The following is a 20,655-nucleotide window of genomic DNA, read 5'->3' as shown; positions in this document are numbered from 1 at the left end:
ACCGCGGGATGGAGCAGTAGGTAGCTCGTCGGGCTCATAACCCGAAGGTCATCGGTTCGAGTCCGGTTCCCGCTACTAGAACGAAAGAAGCAATAATTTTATTGCTTCTTTTTTTGTTATGTATATGTAGGTGGAAGATTCTGTAGCTATAACTGTGTTTTTTAACGCAAAGGTTCATCCGGGTAACGCATAGTTTTGAGGAAGGCAAAGAGTTCGACTACGTCGTTGATTAAGCTCATGGATAAAACGTGCGCTTAGTCAAATCAATGAAATTGATTTCTTCTTTGCAACCCTTAAAGTAATACATGTTTGAGATAAAACTTTGCGTTTTAAATAAATAATATAAAGCATTCAGAATTTAATCCAGAAAAGTAGTATGGCTCTTGATTCTATCGGTCATTTTTTTAGTCTTTTCATTTCCATATTCATCAAATAGCTTCAAATTTCCATTGTACACCGACGGATTTTCCTGATAATTTTTTCTGGCTTCCAGAAACTGGTCTTTGGATTTGGTCTTTACATCGCTTCCGTAATTCAACGGTTCTATGAGTTCTTCCGATTTTTTAATATCAGTGGCATAGATTTCAATCGTTCTGTTTTTGTTGTACACTTCCAACACCAGACCGGATAAGCCTTTAAATCTGAAAGGTCCGTCAGGAATCGCTATATCATCTGTGAACCATGCATAAAAAGTCTGCCCCGTATCTGTTGTCGTTTTGGCCAGCCGGCTTTTAAAACCTTGTATTTCTTTTCTGTCATTCAGGATATTCCACTTCAGTTTAGGTTCTTCGTAAGTGAAAATATACCTGCCAACAGGCATGGAAACGATTATGTTCTCTTTATTCTTATAAACGCTGCTTACTGATTTAGGATATTTTGGGATTCCTCCATAACTGGTTTGAATAGTTTCCTTAGAATTTTTATTATAAAAAGCTTTAGCCTCTTTGCTGGAATAAGATGATTCCAGATTATTGCATAATAAAGTAGAGGAGTAGATGTGAATCTGACTTTTATGAATACTGTCCTGAATGATTTTTGTCTCATAATTGATCTCCATCACTGCCTTTTGAGCACTGACTGATGTGAAACTGAGGATAAGAAATACAGAGGCTTTAATTCTCATATCAAATCAATTCTATTCATTTTACAATGGTATTAAAAAAAATGATATTTTCAATAACGGGACTTAGCATTATCTTATTTTTTTAACGATTTATTGTTCCAAAGTTTATATTCTACTTTCATACAATGCCCGCATGGACGGTAATTATTTTCCAATGCTTCCTTTTCTGATCTAAAAAAGACCCTGTTTTCCCGTTTCATTTTTTTACCGGAAGAACAATGAAGTCGTCCGTAAATTTTCAGTTTTCTATTTCCTCCAAAATTAATTTCTCTCTTTCGAATTTTATCCCTTAAAGCAGAATCGGTTATTTCGGTGTGATTTTCCATTGGATAAAGGTCTTAAGTCACCTGTAAGTAGACAATCCAAAGCTTGCGATATTCGCTGAAGTAAATTGATGATCAGAAGCGATCCAATGCAGCTTTTAGGAAATCCACCGTTTTTTCCAATTCTTTCTCATCCATCGAGGCAAAACCGAACCGGAAAGCATTGAGTTTTTCATCGGCACGTAAAATCTTCAATTGAGGAATTTCTAATAAGCGATGGACAGGATATTCAGATGAAAGTTGAATCCAGAAAGCCATTCCGCCGGATGGCCGTACGTAGGAAATATACCGACTTAATTTCTCTTTTAACAGAATATCCAGAAAGTCTCTCCGTTGATGATAGATCTTTTTTGCTTTTTTAAGATGCCGCTTAAGCTCTCCTTCCCTGATCAGAAAAGCCAGAGCATTTTGCATATATCCGTCACCCCCGACATCAATTATTTTCCGTAAGGCCGTGCACTGATCTATAAAATTTTTTGGAGCGACCATGAAACCTATCCTGAGTGAAGGATCCAAGATCTTGGAGAAAGATCCTGTATAAATGATATTTCCCTGATGGCTGCTTCCTGCCAGAGGAAGATAGGGTGAAGACGTATAATGGTAATCATAGTCGTAATCATCTTCTATAATGGCAAAAGAGTAAGCAGCCGATAATTCGTGAAGTTTCATTCTTCTGGCCGCACTAAGTGTGACCGTTGTAGGATAATGATGATGGGGAATGACATATACCGCATTGATTTTTTTCTTCCTGCAGATGAGTTCAATGGTTTCGGTATCAATTCCATTTTCGTCTATAGGCACTTCTGTAAGTGTTGCCCCGGTCTGTTCAAATGCTGCATTGGCTGCCGGATAATTGGGAGATCCCACAATGATATTCGAGCCGGGGCCGAGAATAAGTTGTGCAGCGAGGTAGATACTCATTTGTGCACCGTGAGTAATCAGAAGATTTTCTGAGCGGATATTCAGACCCCGTGTTTCAGAAAGATACTGTGCAAGTTCTTTCCGAAGCCTTATCGTGCCTTGTTCTGTACCAATATTGGCATTTTTGATGGTGTGTCTTTTGGATGTGTAGGATCGATAGGTTTTCAGAAGGTCATCAATGGGAGAAAGTCTTACATCCGGATGTCCGTCGTCGATGACGATCTCAGGAAGTAGGACAGTATGGGGCTTTTCAATTTTTTGATCAATAATTTTAAAAGGGAGGTTGAAATTATTTTCATAAGAGAAAAGAGGATTTTCCGGATTCCACTGTTGGGGCCTTAGTATGGGAATACGATTGGATACTGCCGTGTATTTTCTTGGAATGATCGTAATCCAGTCTTGCGCATGGAGTTCGTCGTACGCTGCTATTACGGTTTTGCGGTGTACTCCCAGTGTTTTTGAAAGTTCACGGGTTCCGGGAAGATGATAGTCAGGCTTTAATACACCATTTCTGATTGCTGTGATCACAGAGATCGCGATCTGCCTGTAAACTGCAGTTTTACTTTCTTTATTAATAGGGATGATGTGTTCGAATGGAAGCATGCTGGACTACCTATAGTTTAAAATCTGGAGTACAAATGTAGTCCTATTTAAAAATATTTTTGTGCTGTTAATAAAAAAAATAGTACAGAAATGAATTACACCATTAAAAAAGCAGGTCTGGAAGATCTCAATGAAACGGCAGAACTTTTCAATCTTTACCGCATTTTTTACCGTCAGGAATCCGATGTGGAAAAAGGGAAACTATTCCTGAAAGAAAGATTTCAGAATAATGAATCGGACATATTCCTGGCTTGTGCCGACGGGAAAGCAGTAGGTTTTGTTCAGCTCTATAAACTGTTTCACTATACTAGACTGCAGAAGCAGTGGCTTTTAAGTGATCTGTTCGTACATCCGGATTACCGGGGAAAGAGAATTTCCGTGGGACTTATCAACAGAAGCAAACAATGGTGCGAAGAAACGAATGCCTGTGGCCTGATGCTTGAAACGGAAAAAACCAACGATATCGGAAATACCCTTTATCCACGCTGCGGCTTCGAATATGACGAACTTCATAATTATTATCATTGGTGGAGAAGTTAGTGATTAGAAGTTAGATGTTAGAAATTAGAAGTTAGAAGATGGAAAATCTCGGTATTATTTCTGGTTGTCAGTAATCGAGACCACATGACTTTATTCTCTCAAAAGTAATACTACTTCTACACGGCTATCGATTTAATTCTACAAGATATTTTTCAGCAGAATAGGCCGGAAGCTTACTTTTGTACCGCTCTTACTGACCGGGAGACCGGATTGTAGAGTTTATTTATGTTTAATAGATCTCCGCCTTCATTTTCTACTTTTTCCCGAATGTTTTTATGATTAGTACATAACAGCTTTCATGGCGGGGATCTTTTTTCACACTCTTAAAAAACGTTTCATCGGTATATAAATGATGAAATTGTATATATTCTAACGATAAGGAGAACTGCATCTGTAGTTCTCTTTTTTCATTCAAAACAGATTCTAATGGTTTTTTAGATTAACTTGGTAGGAATAAAGATTTAAGGTTTAATTCACCATCTTTTATGGAAACTATTATTATTACAGAAAGGAAAAAATCCGTTATCACTGATTCGATCTTATTGACCGTATTCTGTGTGGTACCCTTATTTTTCCTGATAAGATGGCTATTTTTAGTAGATGAGGGGAGAATATTTATTATTTTTTTAATTATCGTTACGCTGTTTTTCCCTGTAGTTGTCGTTTCCGGATATATTTGGGACGTAAAACAGAAAATAATCTTATCAGAAGACAGTATAAAATTGTGCTACGGACGAAATTTCGTTGATATTATGCACTTTGAAGGTGGTTTTTCCATACCGGCTGATCATGAAACCCCATGGTCAAAGGTGAAAGGATTTCATATTGATGTTTACGAACGACAGGAACCTACTGAAGGCGGCGGTTATTCTACCACAACCAAATACAGCCTTATTGTTAAAATAAAAAATAAAGACAGGAATGATGGTGATTTTGTGAAATTCAGTCCCAATTATTATGGCATTAGTCTAGGTAAATTTGAAGAACATCCCAATACCATATTAAACATTTGCGAAGATTACATGAAGAATGTAGAAAAGGAACCATAGGTCTAAAACAAAAATCCCGCTTTACAAAAGCGGGATTTATTATGGTATAGGTTAATATTACTGAGCTAATTGAGCGTAAGGAGCCAGTTTGTTGTCATCAGACATGGTCTGTCCTAAAAAGTCTTTTTTCTGATCGCCTTTCATTCTTCCTGCTGCATCATTTGCGTTGAAGTAAGCTTCGCTCAGCTTTGTAGCAATATCAGCCGGTTTAAAATCAAATTTGGTATCACCTTCCACACCCAGGTATCCGTTCTTTCTCGTAAGGTTTGAGATATAGTTCGCGTAGTTGATGAATGTATTTCTCAGGTATTGCGTATGGTATTCCATACATTTTTTAGCTTTTTTGGAAGAATTGTTCAGGATACAGTTCTTCATATTATTTCTGTACAGGAACCATTCAGACTCCAGAATGCCGTATTCTTTTCCTAATGCCGTCTTTCCGTTGGTTACGATGTTGTTGTCACCTTCTTTATCAGCAATAGCCTGAAGATGTTTAATCACCAATGGAACCGTATTTTCGATCTTCGTTTTGGTTTCTTTTAAGATACTGAGATCTGCAGCCGGAGAATTCTTCTTTTGAGCCGTAGTCACGTTAAAAATAAGCAGTAATAGTACAATCAATAAATTATATCTTTTCATGAGAAATTTTTAAAGCACTAAAATAAATATATTTTCTCACTTTAAACAAATTCATTTTAATTTTATTTAATAAATTTTAACAAATCTTTAATATAATGAGTTCATTATTGTACAAATGATGATTGCACCCTGTTTATTAATGCTATTTTTTAACTTCATGACATGAAGTAATTTAAGTTTACAGCTCGGGAAAGAAGGTTTAATTTCACAAAATAACACTGAATAACGACCTCCAGCTTCTCTCTAAGCAATTAAATCCATTAATGCCCGGTAATAGTTTTCCAGTAAATCAACGTTACCATTAAGGAATAAATAGGGCTCTATCAGCTCCAGTTCCATTAATGTAAATGAATCGTTGATGAGTACGCCATCCACCCGTGCATAAAGCGTAGGTTGAGGCAGACTCTTTAAATAGGCTCCCGCCTGTTCTATATGAATAGGGTCAGGCGTAGGATAACTGATGCTTCCTCCGTGATAATGCTGTACTCTGAAATCATCCTGCTTAGGTGTCTTCAGCGAACAATGACTGTATTGACCATTGAAAAACAAAAACGACCATTCCCCATTTTTTATTTCCTCTGTAAAAGGCTGCACCATATAATCTTCCGTTGTTAAAAACTGTCTGATTTCTTCTGTACGTTCTTTAAGATTGTCTTTGGTAACAACAACCGTATTGTGCGCACCTGCACTCACACAGGGCTTTACAACCACCCGGTCTGTACCGAATAAATCAAAAAATCTTCCGTCGAAATCAGAACCTTTGTCGATATACGCTGATGGAATTACCGGAAGTCCGTTTTCAGCAATGTCTTTAAGGTATTTTTTATGACTGTTCCATTGGATAATTTTCACCGGATTTAATACCCTGATATTTAATTTTTCCAGTTGATTCAGCCAGTTTAAAAACGCGGGTAAATGATTGTGATAATCCCACGGGGACTTAATGATGGCTACATTAAAACTGGTCCAATCCACATTTTCATCGTTCCAGATGACCGGAACAACATCCAATCCTTTTCCGGTCAGAAATTTTAAAAGATCTGCATCCTCATCATTGGTAACGCCCTGTGTTAATCTTTCCTGCTTTTTATAACCAACTATTGCGATTTTCATACTTCTTTTTTTTCGTTGAATACAAATATCATCAAACAGGATCAGTGTAAACAGTTACAGTTTGGACTATTTGGATAGATACAGATCATTTTTATACAAGTAAAAAGAAGATTGTTTTGAATCAGGATGGAAAATATTTAACCCGCATACTTTTTAAGTAAGTGGTAAGAATTTATAACTTAATGGAAGCTTTTTCTGTTGATTAAACATTCAATAAATAAGAGTATTAAAAATTTAACATATTTTAATAAAATTTATTTAACTGATTATCAGTATCTTATGTTAATTCAGTTTTTATCACTAGAAAATTAGTTGTTTGATTCAGATTTATTTCTACATTTGTATAACTAATTTCTTAGTGATATAGGATTCAATAGTATTCCGGTCACAATAATGATAAATGAAAAGGATATGAAAATTCAGAATTTAACGAAAGCGGAAGAGCAGGTGATGCAGTATTTATGGAAACTGGAAAAAGGATTTCTGAAAGATGTTCTCGATCTGTTTCCGGAACCGAAGCCTCACACCAATACAGTCTCTACGATTTTAAAAGTATTGAAGGATAAAGAATTCGTAGACTATCATGTATACGGAAGACAGCATGAGTATTTCCCACTGGTCACTCAAGAGCAGTATTCCGGAAAAACGATGAAAAGTCTTGTGAAAAATTATTTTAAAGGATCTTATAAAAGTGCGGTTTCTTTTCTGGTAGAAAAAAATGAAATGACCGTGGAAGACCTTGAAATGCTTCTGGACGAACTCAAAAAGAAAAATTAGCAGACTATGGAAACTGTACTTCTATACTTTGGAAAAGTAATTTTAAGCTCCGGTGTAATGTTTTTATACTATCAGTTGTCTTTAAAAGACAAGACATTCCATCATTATAACAGATTTTATCTGTTGGGTGCCATGGTGATATCGCTGCTGCTGCCCCTCATCCGGGTAGATGATTTTACGATAGAAGTGAATAGTGATTTATATATGCTTCTTGATAAGATACAAAATTTTAATTCAGAAAAAAACATAGACAATGGTCACATTTATTTTAGAATTATTTTTTCAGCTTTGGGACTGGTTTCTCTCTATTTTTTAGGGAAGTTGATTTTTGGAATTTTAAAGATCCAACAACTTAAGAAACAGTTTCAAAAAGAAAGTTTTGACGGGATCAATTTTTACCGTACAGACCTGAATGAAGCTCCGTTTTCATACTTCAAAAATCTATTCTGGAAAAACACCATCACACTCAATTCTGATGTGGGAGAACAGATTTTAAAACATGAAATGGTACACATTGAACAGAAACACTCCTTCGATAAGATATTTATTGAGATCATCACGTCTGTTTTCTGGTTCAATCCGTTTTTTCATATCATTAAAAAAGAGATCAGCCTGATCCACGAATACCTGGCGGATAAAAAAGCCGTCAAACAATCGGACACCAAAGCATTTGCGCAGATGCTTTTAGCAAGCCACTTTTCCGGAACACAGTTGCCTGCAGCCAGTCCGTTTCTAAGTTCAAATCTAAAAAAACGACTCAAAATGTTACAAAAACCAAAAACCAAATTCGGATATGCGCGTAGAATTTTTGCATTACCGGTTTTATTTTCAGTAGCCTTTGCCTATATGGTAAATGCCAAGAACAAAGAAATTAAAGAAACAAACATAGCGATTGAGGATGCCGTTGCTCAGATCAAAAAAGATACGGTAAGACCTGAAAAAATTGAAAGAAAAGAAGCTATAGAGCCTAAATATTCCACACAGTCTGCCAATGAGAAAAAACTGACAGAGCTTGGAAAGAAGATTGAAGAAAAAAGTAAAGCGCTGAAAAATTTAAAACCCGAAAGCAAAGAATTTCAAAGGAAAATTGATGAAATCAGTGACCTGTCAGGAGAGTTAGGTGCCATTACCAGTTCTGATGATTTTAAAATGGCTATGACGATGTCTGTAGCAGAAGCCAAAAAAGTAAATGAATTTTTCCAGTCAGATGAATGGAAAAACAAAACGAAAGAGCTTGAGAAGATAGGGGTAGAAATACCGGATTTATCCAATTTGAATATGGATTTCCTTGGAGTTCCGCCAGTACCTCCTGCATCTAGAAATGCTAATGGAGTAAGGCTTTACAGATTTAATGATACCGGTTACCAGAATTTCGGTCCGCTTACAGAAAAAGAAGCCCGAAAAGCGATGAAAGAAAGGAAAGCAGCCATAAAAATAGCTGAAAAAGCAAGAGCTGAGGCCATAAAAGCAGGTGAAAAAGCCAGACAGATGGGTGAAGAAGCCAGACAGCAAGGTCAGATTGCAAGAATAGCCGGCGAAAAAGCAAGGATTGAAGGAATGAAAGCTGGAGAAATCGGGAGGTTAGCCGGAGATAAAGCCCGAATTGAAGCGATGAAAGCCGGTGAAATTGGAAGACTGGCAGGAGAACAAGCCCGTATAGCAGGTGAAAAAGCAAGAATGGATGGCGAAAAAGCAAGACAGTTGGGTGAAAGAATCAGACTGGATGTAACTAAAAGACTTGCAGAAAATGGAGGCGGAAACGTTTATGTTTATAATGGGACAGACTATGATAAGCTTAGTGAAAAATCGAGAACCATCGTCATGCAGGCTGATTATTTGAAGAGAGATGGTAACGGAAACATTACCATGAATGGGGTTAAAAAATTTAATGTTAATAGCTGGGATAACTTAAAAGTTTATATAGACGGAAAAGAAGTGTCCAAAGAAGAAGCTCAGGCCCTGAAACCGGAAAAAATTTCGAGCGTGATTGTGAACAAGCAAAGCACGGATGGCAATAAAAGCGGAGAAATCAGAATTCAGACAAAGAAATAAAGTACCCTTAAGCTTTGTCAATAGCTCATTGGCAAAGCTTTAATTTTTTTTAAACAAAGCAAAAGACATCAGTTATGAAAAGAAATTATTTCGTTCTATTGGCATTTTTAAGTGTATTCGCCCATGCACAGGTCAACAGATTCTTTTATGATTACAAATACATTGCAGATTCTACGAACAGAGCAGAAGTGAAAAGTGATATTATGCTTTTGGATATTAATAAAAGCGGATCAAAGTATTACAGCCGTGAAAAATTTATTTCAGATTCTATCACAAAAGCTGATATTGCCAAGCAGATGAAAGGCGGATTTGGAGGAAGTATTAATATCAAGAAAAATATAAAACCGGGAACTATTTTCACAAGCGTTACCAAAAAGTACCCGGACTACAGCATGTCTTTTTCTGAAAAAGTAGGAAATACCACCTATAAAGTAGCGGAAGATCAGAAACCAGAATGGAAAATCCTTCCCGATAAGGAAAAGATCGGAGATTACAATACGCAAAAAGCCACAACCAACTATGGAGGAAGGACCTGGACGGCTTGGTTTACCACAGATATTCCTTTTCAGGATGGACCGTATAAATTTTATGGATTGCCGGGACTTATTGTAAAAATTGAAGACAAAACAGGATCCCATATTATAACTTTAATTGGAAATAAGAAAACGGAAGCCGCTTCAGATGAAGATCTTCAGATACCGGGATTGACCATGATTGGAATAGGAGGAAAAGAAATTGAAGTCACCAAAAAGCAGTTTAAAAAAGCATGGAAAGACTATCTTACTGATCCTACCAAAGATATGAAACAGACCATGAGCACACTTCCCGCAGGCGCCGTTGTCAACATGAAAAATGCAGATGGAAAAAGTATTGATATGAATGAAATGTACAGGAATATCGAAAAAAGAGCAAAAGAAGAAGTAGCCAAAAATAATAATAAAATAGAGCCGGAACTGTATAAATAAGCAACCGGTTTCTACGTGATAAAAAAACAGGATGATTTTCTAAGTCATCCTGTTTTTTTAATAATGAACTTAAAAAAAATAATGTCGGCGGATAAGAGTACCTTTAAGCCTTGTCACTGATTGAGTGCAAAAGCTTTTTATATTGAAACAGACCGAAAAAAATATAAATTATGAAAAAAAAATATTTTATTGTAATGGCATTACTGAGCCTATTGGCCCAAGCGCAGGTCAACAGATTCTATTATCAATACACGTACAGTCCGGATTTTAACAATAAAGAAGAAGTGAAGAAGGAAATGATGATTCTGGACATTCAGAAAAATAGCTCGGTTTATTACTACAGTCAAGAGAAATTGATTACGGATTCTACTTCAAAGACAGCTATTGAGAAACAGATTAATTCCGTTACCGGAAGTATCAGGGCAAGTAGGAATACACCAGGCCAGGATTACACTGTGACTAAAGATTATCCGGATTTTAAAACTTATCTTTTTACACGTATTAACAATGATAGATATAAAGTAAAGGAAGATAAAAAACCAGAGTGGAAGATTTTTCCGGATACCCGGAAGATCGGGGAATACAATACACAAAAAGCATTAACCACTTATGGCGGAAGAGAATGGATCGCCTGGTTTTCACCGGATATTCCTTTTCAGGATGGCCCGTATAAATTCTATGGCCTTCCGGGGCTGATCGTAAAGATAGAGGATACAACAGGCTCGCACATCATGACTCTTGTTGGAAATAAGGTGATAAAGAATCCTTCAGAAGAAAAAGAAAACCGGCTTCCTGACAATGTGGCAATGGGCGGAAAAGCCGTGGAGATTACAAAAGATCAGTATAAAAAAGTATGGAAAACTTACGTGAATGACCCTAACAAAAATATGAGAGAAATGATGATGAAGAACGGAGGTGATCCAAATGCCAGGACGCCCTATCTTATTTTTAGAACTTCAGACGGGAAAGAGATCTCAGACCCCAATAAGGTATTAAAAGAAGTAGAAGGGAGAATTAAGGCCGGGTTTCAGAAAAACAATAATCCGATCGAACCGGATCTGATCAGATAATATATGTAATTTTTGAACAGGATGGTTATTTATGACTATCCTGTTTTTTTTGGTATTATTGTATCTTGAAACTCTAAACTTTGAATCCTAATATTATGACAGAAAAGGAAAAATGTAAGGCGGGACTTTTATATAATGCTAATTATGATCAGGAGCTCATCAATGAAAGAATTGCTGTTAAAGATCTATGCCTGGAATATAACCAGCTGAAGAACTCTGATGCCGAAAACAGAAATAAATTAATCAGGAAAATCCTAGGAAAAACTGAAGAACACATCTGTATCGAGCCTAATTTCTGGTGTGATTACGGGTATAATATTGAAGTGGGAGAGAACTTTTATGCCAATCATAATTTGATTATTCTGGATTGTGCAAAGGTAACGTTCGGAGATAATGTCTTCATCGGACCCAACTGTAGTTTTTATACTGCCGGACATCCGCTTGATGCAAAACAGAGAAATGAAGGCCTCGAATATGCCCATCCTATCAAAATAGGAGACAATGTGTGGTTGGGAGGAAATGTCGTGGTTCTTCCGGGAGTTTCGATCGGAAATAATGCAGTGATAGGTGCGGGAAGTGTAGTCACCAAAGATATTCCTGATTATGCTGTTGCTGTCGGAAATCCTTGCAGGATAATTAAAAATGTTGAAGAAAATTTAAAATCATCTTAATCATTATCATGAAAAAAGTAATTACCTTATTCATTCTCCTATTAACCCTTTCAGTCTGTGCTCAGAGTCAGAGATTCATTTATGAGTATAAGTTCAGCATTGATTCTACAGCAAGAGATGTCCAAGAGACTGAAATAATGTTTCTGGATGTTATTCCGAAGGGATCTAATTTTTACAGCAGCGATGTCTTTAAATCAGATTCTATTTGGGCTGCTGCTATGGATATGCATGTTAAGCGTGGAATAGAGACGGATTTTTCAAAAATTAAATTCAAAGGCAAAATTCGTTATAGTGTTGAAAAGTCATATCCTGATTATTCGGTAATTTTTTTCAATTCTCTGGGTATTGATAGGTATATGGTAGAGGAGAGAAGAAAACAAAAATGGAAAATTCTTCCTGACAAAGCAAAGATCGGAGAACTGGCAGCTCAAAAAGCTGTTTGCGAATTTGCAGGCAGAAAATGGACTGCATGGTTTACCACAGACTTGCTCATTCAGGACGGACCCTATAAATTTTATGGGCTTCCCGGACTCATTGTAAAGTTAGAGGATTCCAGCCAGACGCATTCATTCGAACTAAAGGGAATTAAAAAACTTCCGGAAGGATATGAATGGAAGAATTCCGGAGAGAATGGTTTTAACCTTATTAAATTGAATGAAACAAAATATAAACAAGCTTTTAAAGATTATTGTAAAGATCCGATGAAAAGTGAAAAGCTGATGCAGGCACAAAGCCGTGATGTTTTGGAAATTGATGATTCAGGAAAACTGGTAAAAACTTCTAATGCGAAGAGAAAGGAGAGAGAAATGCAATTGATTAATCAAATTAAAAAAGAAAATAATATTCTGGAACTGGATCTGTTGAAATAAAAGAATGAAGTTGTCTAAAAAACTTCCCAGGAATAATCCCCGAATCTAAAAGTTCCGGGGATTATTTTTGTCGTTTATTATGTAAGACTGGTTTCCGGCAAAAGGAGTAATTTTATTAAACGCAAAGTTTGAAGATCATACTTTATATTTCAGGAATGCAAAGTAGAGAATCAATTTCAATTGATTCGATGAAGCGTGTGTATAAAACGTCCGCTTATTCAGTGGCACATTCGCACCTCTTTGCTTACCTTAAAATCAGGAGATATAGCATGAAATCTTTGCGTTAAATTTTTTAATTTTTTTACTTTAGGTGATACTGAATTTAAAGAAAAGTAAAGAATCAAAATCGGACTTTGCGTTGAAAACTAATAAAAAAAGACCGTCTCAATTTTGAGACAGCCCCTTTATATCTGAATAGCTTTTCAATAATTAAGCTAATTTCTGAGAATCTGCGATAAACTGAGCCAGTCCGCTGTCCGTTAATGGGTGCTTTAATAAGCTCAAGATCGGAGGAAGTGGAGAAGTGATGACATCTGCCCCGATTTTAGCACAGTCGATGATGTGCATAGAATGACGGATAGATGCTGCCAGGATCTCAGTTTCATACATATAGTTGTCAAAAATTAATCTGATCTCCTGAATAAGACCCAGTCCGTCTGTAGAGATATCATCCAGTCTTCCTAAGAAAGGAGAAACGTAAGTAGCTCCTGCTTTAGCTGCTAAAAGCGCTTGCCCTGCAGAGAAAATAAGTGTACAGTTCGTTCTGATCCCTTTATCAGAGAAATATTTTAATGCCTTGATCCCGTCTTTGATCATTGGGATTTTTACCACGATATTCGGGTGGATCGCTGCCAGTTCTTCACCTTCCTTGATCATTTCTTCGTACGTCGTAGAAAGTACTTCAGCAGAAATATCTCCGTCTACAATCTCGCAAATCGCCTTATAGTGGTTCTTGATCGCTTCATTTCCCTGAATTCCTTCTTTGGCCATCAATGAAGGATTAGTGGTTACACCATCTAAAATTCCAAGGTCTCTTGCTTCTTTGATCTGTTCCAGATTAGCTGTGTCAATAAAAAATTTCATTTCGTTTGATAGATTTATTAATGCAAAGATAATGAATCCCTGCGTGAGTGGAAAATTTTAATTTTGTCAGATGTCAGATGTCAGACACAAGACATCAGACATGAGACTTTTATACTAACTCCTTAAAACAATTGATATTCCAAGACCCTCAAACTCTCAAACTCTCCGACTCTCAAACCCATAACCCGTACCCCACAACTCATTCACCATAAAATATTATCTTTGTTAAACATGAAAAACAGCAGCTTTACAGCCATACTGGAAATTATCGGTATCAATCCTTTTGTTTTCGTTCCTGATGAGATTTTGAATGAAATTTTCAAGGCAGCAGGGAAGGATAAAAGCCCTATACCTGTAAAGGGAACCGTGAATGGAAAAGAATTTCAACAGAACCTGATGAAATATTTAGGGGAATGGAGGCTGTATGTCAACTTGCTGATGCTGAAAAACTCCTCCAAAAGAATAGGAGAAATGCTTGAAATTGTTTTAGAATTTGATAATTCGGACAGAAGTATTTCCATTCATCCCAGGCTGGATGAAGCAATTAAAGGGAGTCTGGTAGCCACCCGTAATTTTGAAAACCTGATCCCGTCAAGAAGAAACGAACTGATCCGCTATATCAACAACCTGAAAACAGAAGCCAGCATAGAGCGAAATATTGAAAAGATTATGCGGCACCTCCACGGCGAAACTGATTTCTTTGGTAAAAGAATTGATTAAATTAAATCATCCAATCCAAAATCTTAGAAGAAAACTACAGATTACAAAAGAGAATAAATCAGTATGAACTGTTTTCAAGTTTCTCCATCCGCTTCATCAATGAAATTGATTCTTTCCTTTGCCTTCCTAGAATATAAAGCATGATTTTAAAACTTTGCGTTTAAAAAAAGATTTTGACTGGCTTAATGTATCAAAACGTAAAGTTCTACTAAGCTGATATTTTATTATCGGTTGTAATCAAGGATTTTAAATAAAAATGCCCCTAAAAAGTTAGACTCTTTAGGGGCAACCCACATATTGGGGATTTTGTTTTTATTATGAGTTTAAAACTTTGCTAAGTTTTACAGCATCCTGATTTGTTGGATCATACTGAATAGATTTAGCAATATGTTCTTTTGCTTTCGCAGGATCATTTTTCTGTTCTGCAAAGGCAATATAGAAATAAGCGTAGGCTAGATTTTTCTTATTCTGATCTACTTCTGCCGGTTTTACAGTGGCAATATATTTTTCATAAGCCAGTTTTGCATTAGCATCGTCTTTAGCAGACTGATAAGCATAAGCCTGACTGTAATATGATGGAGCCCAATCCGGTAGTAACGCTGATATTTTTTTCCAGGTATCTACTGCATTGGTCCAATCTGAAGCATCCTGGTAAGCTGTTGCTAATTTTGCTAAAGCATCCGTATCTTTTGGATTGGCCTCAATTTGTTTTTTAAGGGCTTCAATAGCTGGGTTTGATTGTGTAGTCGTCGTTATAGCAGCTGTGGTGGTTGTCGTAGTTGCTGTATCTGTTTGAGTAGTCTGTGCATTTACAAAACTTGCACCTCCTGCAAGGATCAATCCTAAAAATAGGTTTTTGATATTGATTTTAGTCATTTTCATAATCTTACATTTTTAAATTCTACATTCTAAAATTCAATAATAATTCCACAAAAGCTCAATTTTTAGAAGCTTTAAGGTTTTTTGGAAAATATTAACGGATAAATGTTTTTTTTTAGCTTAATTTTTGATTCGTTGATGTTTGAGTTTATCTTTGTGACTCAAACATTTTTTAATAATCACTATAATTTTCTTATTTCAATGAATATCATATTAGCCTCAACATCCACTATTTTCGGTGGTGAATATCTGGAATACTTAAGAGAAGAATTAATACAGTTATATAAAGGAATAGATGAGATCATCTTCGTTCCTTTTGCGAGACCAGGTGGAATTTCTCACGACGATTATACGGCAAAAGCCCGTTTTTTCTTTGAAACCATCAATATTAAAGTAAGAGGTCTTCACGAATTTGACAATAAAACAGAAGCTTTACATAATGCTCAGGGCTATTTTACAGGAGGAGGAAATACATTCTTACTGGTAAAAACGTTGCATGAAGAAGGTCTGATGTCTGTTCTAAAAGAGAATGTAGAAAACGGAAAGGCTTATCTTGGATGCAGTGCCGGAAGTAATATCGGAGGTCAGAATATGAAGACCACGAATGATATGCCTATTGTATATCCACCAAGCTTTGAATGTATGGGACTTGTTCCGTTCAATCTCAATCCGCATTATCTGGACCCAAATCCTGAACTGAAACACAATGGCGAAACAAGAGAAACAAGAATCAGGGAATTTTTAACTCAAAATGATCTGAAAGTTGTCGGTCTTCGTGAAGGAAACTGGATCAGAAGAATTGGAAATATGATCACCGTAGAAGGCAGCGAACTGACCAGAATCTTTGAAAAAGGGAAAGAACCTTATGAAATAGAGGCGGGAGCTTCAGTCTAATAATTCTAAACTTACTTTATGATTAAAGGCTTATTGATCTTTCTTGTTTTATTTTTTGGAACTTTTAAATCACAGATACAGGTCCCTACAATTTCAGATGAAGAAATGTATGATGTTATTAATTATATTATAAAAGTAAAAACTGGACAAACTAAAAATATAAAAGTTATTACAGAAGATATAAATTATAGAGCTAAACAAAATGATGATTACTTTTTGGACATTAAAATATTAAAAAATGACTTTAATCAAAAAGATATTAAATCAATAAAGCAACAGTACGAAGATTCTGAAGGGTTCGTTCTTAATCCAAAATATATTCAGAATTTAATGATCATTCATAAAGCAAAACTATTGGCATACAAATCAGAAGGGAAATATTTTTGGGATGAGTTTAATAAAAAGCATGGAAAGACATCTTTTATGTTTGTTGGTAAACCTTTATTTTCATTGGATAAATCTAGAGTGATCATAAGTTATGGTCATTACTGTGGTGGTTTATGCGGAAATGGAGAAAGAGTATTGTTGAAAAAAGTAAATGGAATCTGGACTTTAGAAAGAACATTGTCAGGTTTCATAAGTTAATGGATAGATTTGAATTAAGGCAGAATCTTTTCTATATTTGAATAAATAAGCTTGTAATGAAAAAAACACTTGCAGTTCTTATACTGTCGGTTCAGATAATATCTGCCCAGAATATGGCGCAGAAACTGGATAAAGCAACCAAAGACCTGATGGATTCTTCGGGAGCATTATCATCCGGTTTATCTTTTTATGTCACAGACGAAAGCGGTACTTTGATCTACGAATATCAGGGGAATAAAGGGCTTTCAACAGCGTCCACGCAGAAAATTTTTACGGCTGGTGCTGCTCTGGAAACATTGGGAAAAAATTACACCTATAAAACAACAGCCGGGTATTCAGGAAATCTGTCATCAGGGAATTTGAATGGAGATCTGATCATCGGTTCCAATGGTGATCCAACCCTTGGAAGCTGGCGGTATGATGCCTATAAACCGGAAAGCTTTAAAAAGAAATTCATTGAAGCACTTAAAAATTCCGGAATAAAAAAGATCACAGGAAATCTGGTGATTGATGATTCTTATTTTGACCATCAGACAATTCCGGGAGGATGGCCGTGGGACGACCTCGGGAACTATTACGGAGCGGGAGTCTGGGGAATCAACTGGAGAGAAAATCAGTTTGACATCAATATTAACGGGACGGAATTCAAAGGATTCTCTTATCCTATAGATAATATAAAATGGCTGAATGACCTCAAAGCTGGCGGAAGTTCAGATCAAAGTCTCATTTTTACGGCACCTTATTCTGACGTTGCTTTGATCAATGGAACGCTGCCGGCTGGAAAAACAGTTACCGTTTCCGGTGCTTTGCCCAATCCACCGCTGCAACTAGGAACTGAAGCACTTCAATGGTTGAAAGAATCAGGGATTGAAATTTCAGGAAAAACAGTGACAAGTTCACAGCTGGAGTTGGAAGGAAAACAAGTTCCATCAGCTCCCAAAAATATAATTCTTACGTATGAATCGCCAACTTTGGATAAAATGGTCTATTGGTTTTTGAGAAAAAGTGTCAATCTTTACGGAGAAACTTTCATTAAAACCTTAGGAAAAGAAAAGAAAGGGAATCCCAGCTTTAAAAGCGGAGTAGCCTATCTGAAGGACTTTTGGAAATCAAAAGGGATCAATCCGAATATGATCAATTTTGCAGACGGGAGCGGACTTTCTCCTCAAAATTATGTAGCGGCCAAAGCTGAAGTTCAGGCCCTGTTGTATGCTAAAAAGCAAGGTTGGTTTGATGCTTATTATGACAGTTTTCCGGTTCAGGACAACGGCATGAAGATGAAAAGCGGAACGATGAGAGATACCAAATCTTTTGCCGGCTACCATACCGCGAAAGATGGCAAAAAATATGTATTTTCAATCATTATTAATAATTATCAGGGAAGCGGAGGCGCAGAACTGCAGAAAATTCTGAATGTCTTAAAATAAAAAGCTTTGAGGAAATCCATACTGGCCAGACTGAATAACTGGATTATATTTTTACTGATGACCATTGTGGTGGTGACCATTGTGGTAGCCTCAACGATTCTGATCAATTTTCTGAGAAAAGAAGAGATCAAAAGGGTAGACATTCTGGTAAGTGCCCTGAAGTTTCAGCAGGAAGTAACACCCAGCCTTGAAGTTCAGGAACTGATCCTCAAAATATACAGTTCCAATACCACTATTCCAATGGTTGTACTGGACAGGGATGACCGGCCGATGGTTCATAAAAATATTCCTCAGGAGATTGAAAGTGATCCGGTGCAGGTTACTATTCTGGCCAAGAAAATGGCGAAAAGTTATCCGCCTATTGAAATTAAAGTACCCGATGGGAATAATCAGTTTGTGTATTACGATAACTCGCAAATCCTTAATAACTTACGGTATTCACCTTATATATTAGGCTTTTTTATTCTATGTTATTTCCTGTTTTCATTTTGGTTTTTAAGAACGATCAAGAAAACGGATGAAGGTTATCTCTGGGCCGGACTGGCAAAAGAAACAGCCCACCAGATCGGAACACCATTATCCTCTATGATAGGTTGGATGGAGATCATGAAGCTGGATAATCCGGAATCGGAAGGCGTACATGAAATAGAAAGAGATATTGAAAGACTGAGGACCATTTCCGAGCGTTTCTCAAAAATTGGTTCTATTCCTGAGCTCAACGATCTGAATTTTAATGAAACCATCTCCGAAAACTATGATTATCTGAAGACAAGGATTTCAAAGAAAATAAATTTTACACTCCATCTTCCAACCTATACCATTCTGGTTCCCCACAACAAAATCCTGATGAGTTGGGTGATTGAAAACCTCGTGAAAAATGCGGTAGATGCCATGAAAGGAGAAGGAACGCTGGATATGTACGTTTTTGAAAGAAACAAAAATATTCTGATCGAAGTCAAAGATACCGGCAGCGGAATGACGAAGCAGCAGGCAAGAAATGCCTTTAAACCGGGCTATTCAACGAAGAAAAGAGGTTGGGGATTAGGACTTTCCCTGGCCAGAAGAGTGATTCATGAATACCATAATGGAGATATTAAAATTTCGCAAACTGAGGTAGGAAAAGGGACTACGTTTAGAATAACGGTAAAAAAAGCTTAAAAAATAACCTTCCATTGCGGATAAGTTGAAACCAGCTCAATACCTATTTATTTAAACTTAATTGTCAACTTATAACAAGATCAAACCTTATAGGTTTTGAAAACCTATAAGGTTTCTTTCGCTTACAGAATAATATTTCACGAGATATTAAAATTTTCTCGGACCAATTATCATCTTCTCCCACGGTCTTCTATTAAAAAAAAGTTAAACCCCTTTTTATCATCATCATTTTTTCCAAATTATAAGTAGTTTCGCGGTTCGTTCAATTCTGCGTTTGAGAGTCGGAGCGTTTTAGGGTTTAAAAGTAACACAGTTGCTGGTTCAAATCTCAGAACTCATATCCCGAAACATATCTGGAATCTGATGTCTGAAATCTTGGCTCTTGGTTCTTGAATCTTATATCACATTACAAATCAATTTAATACCATAAAAAATTATGAAGAAAAGTGTTAAGGTCTTTACAATGTTGTTTTTATTCTTAATTAATTTTTTTAATGCGCAGCAGGTGCGTGATTTTGAGATCGAGCCGCCTCTTAGTCCCAACCTTTATTTATACAAAACATTCGGCGTTTTTGGCGGTAAAGAATATTCAACCAATGCGCTTTATCTGATTACCAAGAAAGGGGTGGTTTTATTTGATGTTCCATGGCAGAAATCCCAGTATCAGAGCCTTATGGATACCATTAAAAAGCGTCACGATTTACCGGTGATTGCGGTATTTGCAACCCATTCCCACTCTGACAGAGCAGGAGATCTGAGTTTTTACAATAATAAAGGGATTGATACCTATGCTACTGAAAAAACGAATGAATTACTAAAGAAAGAAGGTAAAGCGACATCCAGTAAGATCATAAAAACCGGAAAGAAATATAAAATCGGAGGCGAAGAATTTACGGTAGACTTCCTTGGAGAAGGGCACACAGCGGATAATGTTGTGGTATGGTTTCCAAAATATAACGTTCTGGATGGTGGCTGCTTAGTGAAAAGCAGTTCTGCAGTTGATCTTGGCTATACAGGAGAAGCCAATGTACAGCAATGGCCAGCGACGATGCAAAAACTGAAAGCCAAATACCCGGCCAGTGCCAAGGTAATTCCGGGCCATGATGAGTGGAAAGGCAACGATCATGTGAAGCATACGCTGGAATTATTACAAAAGCAAAGCGGTAAGTAAAAAATACAAAAAGCGGAGAAATT

21 protein-coding genes and 1 tRNA gene are annotated in these 20,655 nt (G+C 36.6%); 15 read left to right on the top strand and 7 right to left on the bottom strand.

Annotated features, from left to right (window positions below; genetic code table 11):
* The first annotated feature begins 2 nt into the window (after nt 1-2).
* Nucleotides 3-75, top strand: a tRNA-Met gene (locus BUA72_RS17060).
* A gap of 283 nt (nt 76-358) precedes the next feature.
* Here the strand turns inward: BUA72_RS17060 and BUA72_RS17055 are convergent.
* The 3 genes from BUA72_RS17055 to BUA72_RS17045 all read right to left on the bottom strand — a co-directional run bounded on the left by BUA72_RS17055 (nt 359) and on the right by BUA72_RS17045 (nt 2,970).
* Nucleotides 359-1,123, bottom strand: coding sequence for a GLPGLI family protein (locus BUA72_RS17055; protein ID WP_083544236.1), 765 nt, complete (start codon nt 1,121-1,123; stop codon nt 359-361).
* A gap of 74 nt (nt 1,124-1,197) precedes the next feature.
* Entirely contained in the window at nt 1,198-1,449 is a 252-nt protein-coding gene (locus BUA72_RS17050; protein ID WP_072924079.1) for an Ada metal-binding domain-containing protein, read from the bottom strand.
* Between the two features lie 72 nt (nt 1,450-1,521).
* On the bottom strand, nt 1,522-2,970 hold the full coding sequence (locus tag BUA72_RS17045; protein ID WP_072924077.1) for an aminotransferase-like domain-containing protein: 1,449 nt from the start codon (nt 2,968-2,970) through the stop codon (nt 1,522-1,524).
* 90 nt (nt 2,971-3,060) lie between these two features.
* Here BUA72_RS17045 and BUA72_RS17040 point away from each other — a divergent pair, with 90 nt between their 5' ends.
* Both BUA72_RS17040 and BUA72_RS17035 read left to right on the top strand, forming a co-directional pair.
* On the top strand, nt 3,061-3,510 hold the full coding sequence (locus tag BUA72_RS17040) for a GNAT family N-acetyltransferase (protein ID WP_072924075.1): 450 nt from the start codon (nt 3,061-3,063) through the stop codon (nt 3,508-3,510).
* Nucleotides 3,511-3,995: 485 nt separating this feature from the next.
* A complete protein-coding gene (locus BUA72_RS17035; RefSeq protein WP_072924074.1) occupies nt 3,996-4,559 on the top strand; it encodes a hypothetical protein in 564 nt (187 codons plus the stop codon).
* A 57-nt stretch (nt 4,560-4,616) separates the two neighbouring features.
* On the opposite strand, the gene BUA72_RS17030 is transcribed toward BUA72_RS17035, so the two are convergent.
* Entirely contained in the window at nt 4,617-5,198 is a 582-nt protein-coding gene (locus BUA72_RS17030) for a hypothetical protein (RefSeq protein WP_072924072.1), read from the bottom strand.
* A 243-nt stretch (nt 5,199-5,441) separates the two neighbouring features.
* Nucleotides 5,442-6,311 carry an ATP-grasp domain-containing protein gene (locus tag BUA72_RS17025; protein ID WP_072924071.1) on the bottom strand — a complete coding sequence of 290 codons (870 nt, stop codon included), beginning with the start codon at nt 6,309-6,311 and terminating at the stop codon, nt 5,442-5,444.
* A 411-nt stretch (nt 6,312-6,722) separates the two neighbouring features.
* Between BUA72_RS17025 and BUA72_RS17020 the strand changes: the two genes are divergently transcribed.
* The 6 genes from BUA72_RS17020 to BUA72_RS16995 all read left to right on the top strand — a co-directional run bounded on the left by BUA72_RS17020 (nt 6,723) and on the right by BUA72_RS16995 (nt 12,715).
* Entirely contained in the window at nt 6,723-7,088 is a 366-nt protein-coding gene (locus tag BUA72_RS17020) for a BlaI/MecI/CopY family transcriptional regulator (RefSeq protein WP_047456181.1), read from the top strand.
* Between the two features lie 6 nt (nt 7,089-7,094).
* Complete coding sequence (locus BUA72_RS17015; RefSeq protein ID WP_072924069.1) at nt 7,095-9,140, top strand: M56 family metallopeptidase; 2,046 nt, start codon at nt 7,095-7,097, stop codon at nt 9,138-9,140.
* Nucleotides 9,141-9,214: 74 nt separating this feature from the next.
* Entirely contained in the window at nt 9,215-10,105 is an 891-nt protein-coding gene (locus BUA72_RS17010) for a GLPGLI family protein (RefSeq protein WP_047456155.1), read from the top strand.
* Nucleotides 10,106-10,275: 170 nt separating this feature from the next.
* Nucleotides 10,276-11,175 (top strand): GLPGLI family protein, encoded by a 900-nt coding sequence (locus tag BUA72_RS17005; protein ID WP_072924067.1) that lies wholly within the window; start codon nt 10,276-10,278, stop codon nt 11,173-11,175.
* Between the two features lie 95 nt (nt 11,176-11,270).
* Nucleotides 11,271-11,846, top strand: a complete 576-nt coding sequence (locus BUA72_RS17000) for a sugar O-acetyltransferase (protein WP_072924065.1) — start codon at nt 11,271-11,273, stop codon at nt 11,844-11,846.
* 8 nt (nt 11,847-11,854) lie between these two features.
* Nucleotides 11,855-12,715, top strand: a complete 861-nt coding sequence (locus tag BUA72_RS16995; RefSeq protein ID WP_072924064.1) for a GLPGLI family protein — start codon at nt 11,855-11,857, stop codon at nt 12,713-12,715.
* Between the two features lie 429 nt (nt 12,716-13,144).
* Here BUA72_RS16995 and fsa read toward each other — a convergent pair whose 3' ends face one another.
* Complete coding sequence (fsa, locus tag BUA72_RS16990) at nt 13,145-13,798, bottom strand: fructose-6-phosphate aldolase (protein WP_034725246.1); 654 nt, start codon at nt 13,796-13,798, stop codon at nt 13,145-13,147.
* 231 nt (nt 13,799-14,029) lie between these two features.
* Here fsa and BUA72_RS16985 point away from each other — a divergent pair, with 231 nt between their 5' ends.
* Nucleotides 14,030-14,518, top strand: a complete 489-nt coding sequence (locus BUA72_RS16985) for a DUF1905 domain-containing protein (protein ID WP_072924062.1) — start codon at nt 14,030-14,032, stop codon at nt 14,516-14,518.
* 315 nt (nt 14,519-14,833) lie between these two features.
* Here the strand turns inward: BUA72_RS16985 and BUA72_RS16980 are convergent, their stop codons facing one another.
* The gene (locus BUA72_RS16980) at nt 14,834-15,400 is read right to left on the bottom strand and encodes a tetratricopeptide repeat protein (protein ID WP_072924061.1); all 567 of its coding nucleotides are present in this window, start codon (nt 15,398-15,400) and stop codon (nt 14,834-14,836) included.
* 198 nt (nt 15,401-15,598) lie between these two features.
* On the opposite strand from BUA72_RS16980, the gene pepE reads away from it, so the two are divergent.
* The 5 genes from pepE to blaIND all read left to right on the top strand — a co-directional run bounded on the left by pepE (nt 15,599) and on the right by blaIND (nt 20,632).
* Nucleotides 15,599-16,291: a dipeptidase PepE gene (pepE, locus tag BUA72_RS16975; RefSeq protein ID WP_072924190.1), complete on the top strand. Its 693-nt coding sequence runs from the start codon at nt 15,599-15,601 to the stop codon at nt 16,289-16,291.
* 18 nt (nt 16,292-16,309) lie between these two features.
* Nucleotides 16,310-16,876: a hypothetical protein gene (locus BUA72_RS16970; RefSeq protein ID WP_072924059.1), complete on the top strand. Its 567-nt coding sequence runs from the start codon at nt 16,310-16,312 to the stop codon at nt 16,874-16,876.
* A 56-nt stretch (nt 16,877-16,932) separates the two neighbouring features.
* Complete coding sequence (dacB, locus tag BUA72_RS16965; protein ID WP_072924058.1) at nt 16,933-18,303, top strand: D-alanyl-D-alanine carboxypeptidase/D-alanyl-D-alanine endopeptidase; 1,371 nt, start codon at nt 16,933-16,935, stop codon at nt 18,301-18,303.
* A gap of 6 nt (nt 18,304-18,309) precedes the next feature.
* Nucleotides 18,310-19,461 carry a sensor histidine kinase gene (locus tag BUA72_RS16960; protein WP_047456147.1) on the top strand — a complete coding sequence of 384 codons (1,152 nt, stop codon included), beginning with the start codon at nt 18,310-18,312 and terminating at the stop codon, nt 19,459-19,461.
* 436 nt (nt 19,462-19,897) lie between these two features.
* Entirely contained in the window at nt 19,898-20,632 is a 735-nt protein-coding gene (gene blaIND, locus BUA72_RS16955; protein WP_047456146.1) for an IND family subclass B1 metallo-beta-lactamase, read from the top strand.
* The last annotated feature ends 23 nt before the right edge of the window (nt 20,633-20,655 follow it).

The organism is Chryseobacterium sp. OV279 (assembly GCF_900128945.1).
Classification (GTDB): domain Bacteria; phylum Bacteroidota; class Bacteroidia; order Flavobacteriales; family Weeksellaceae; genus Chryseobacterium.
The sequence above is the reverse complement of the archived record's forward strand: the minus strand, read 5'-3'. Positions and strand labels throughout refer to the sequence as shown.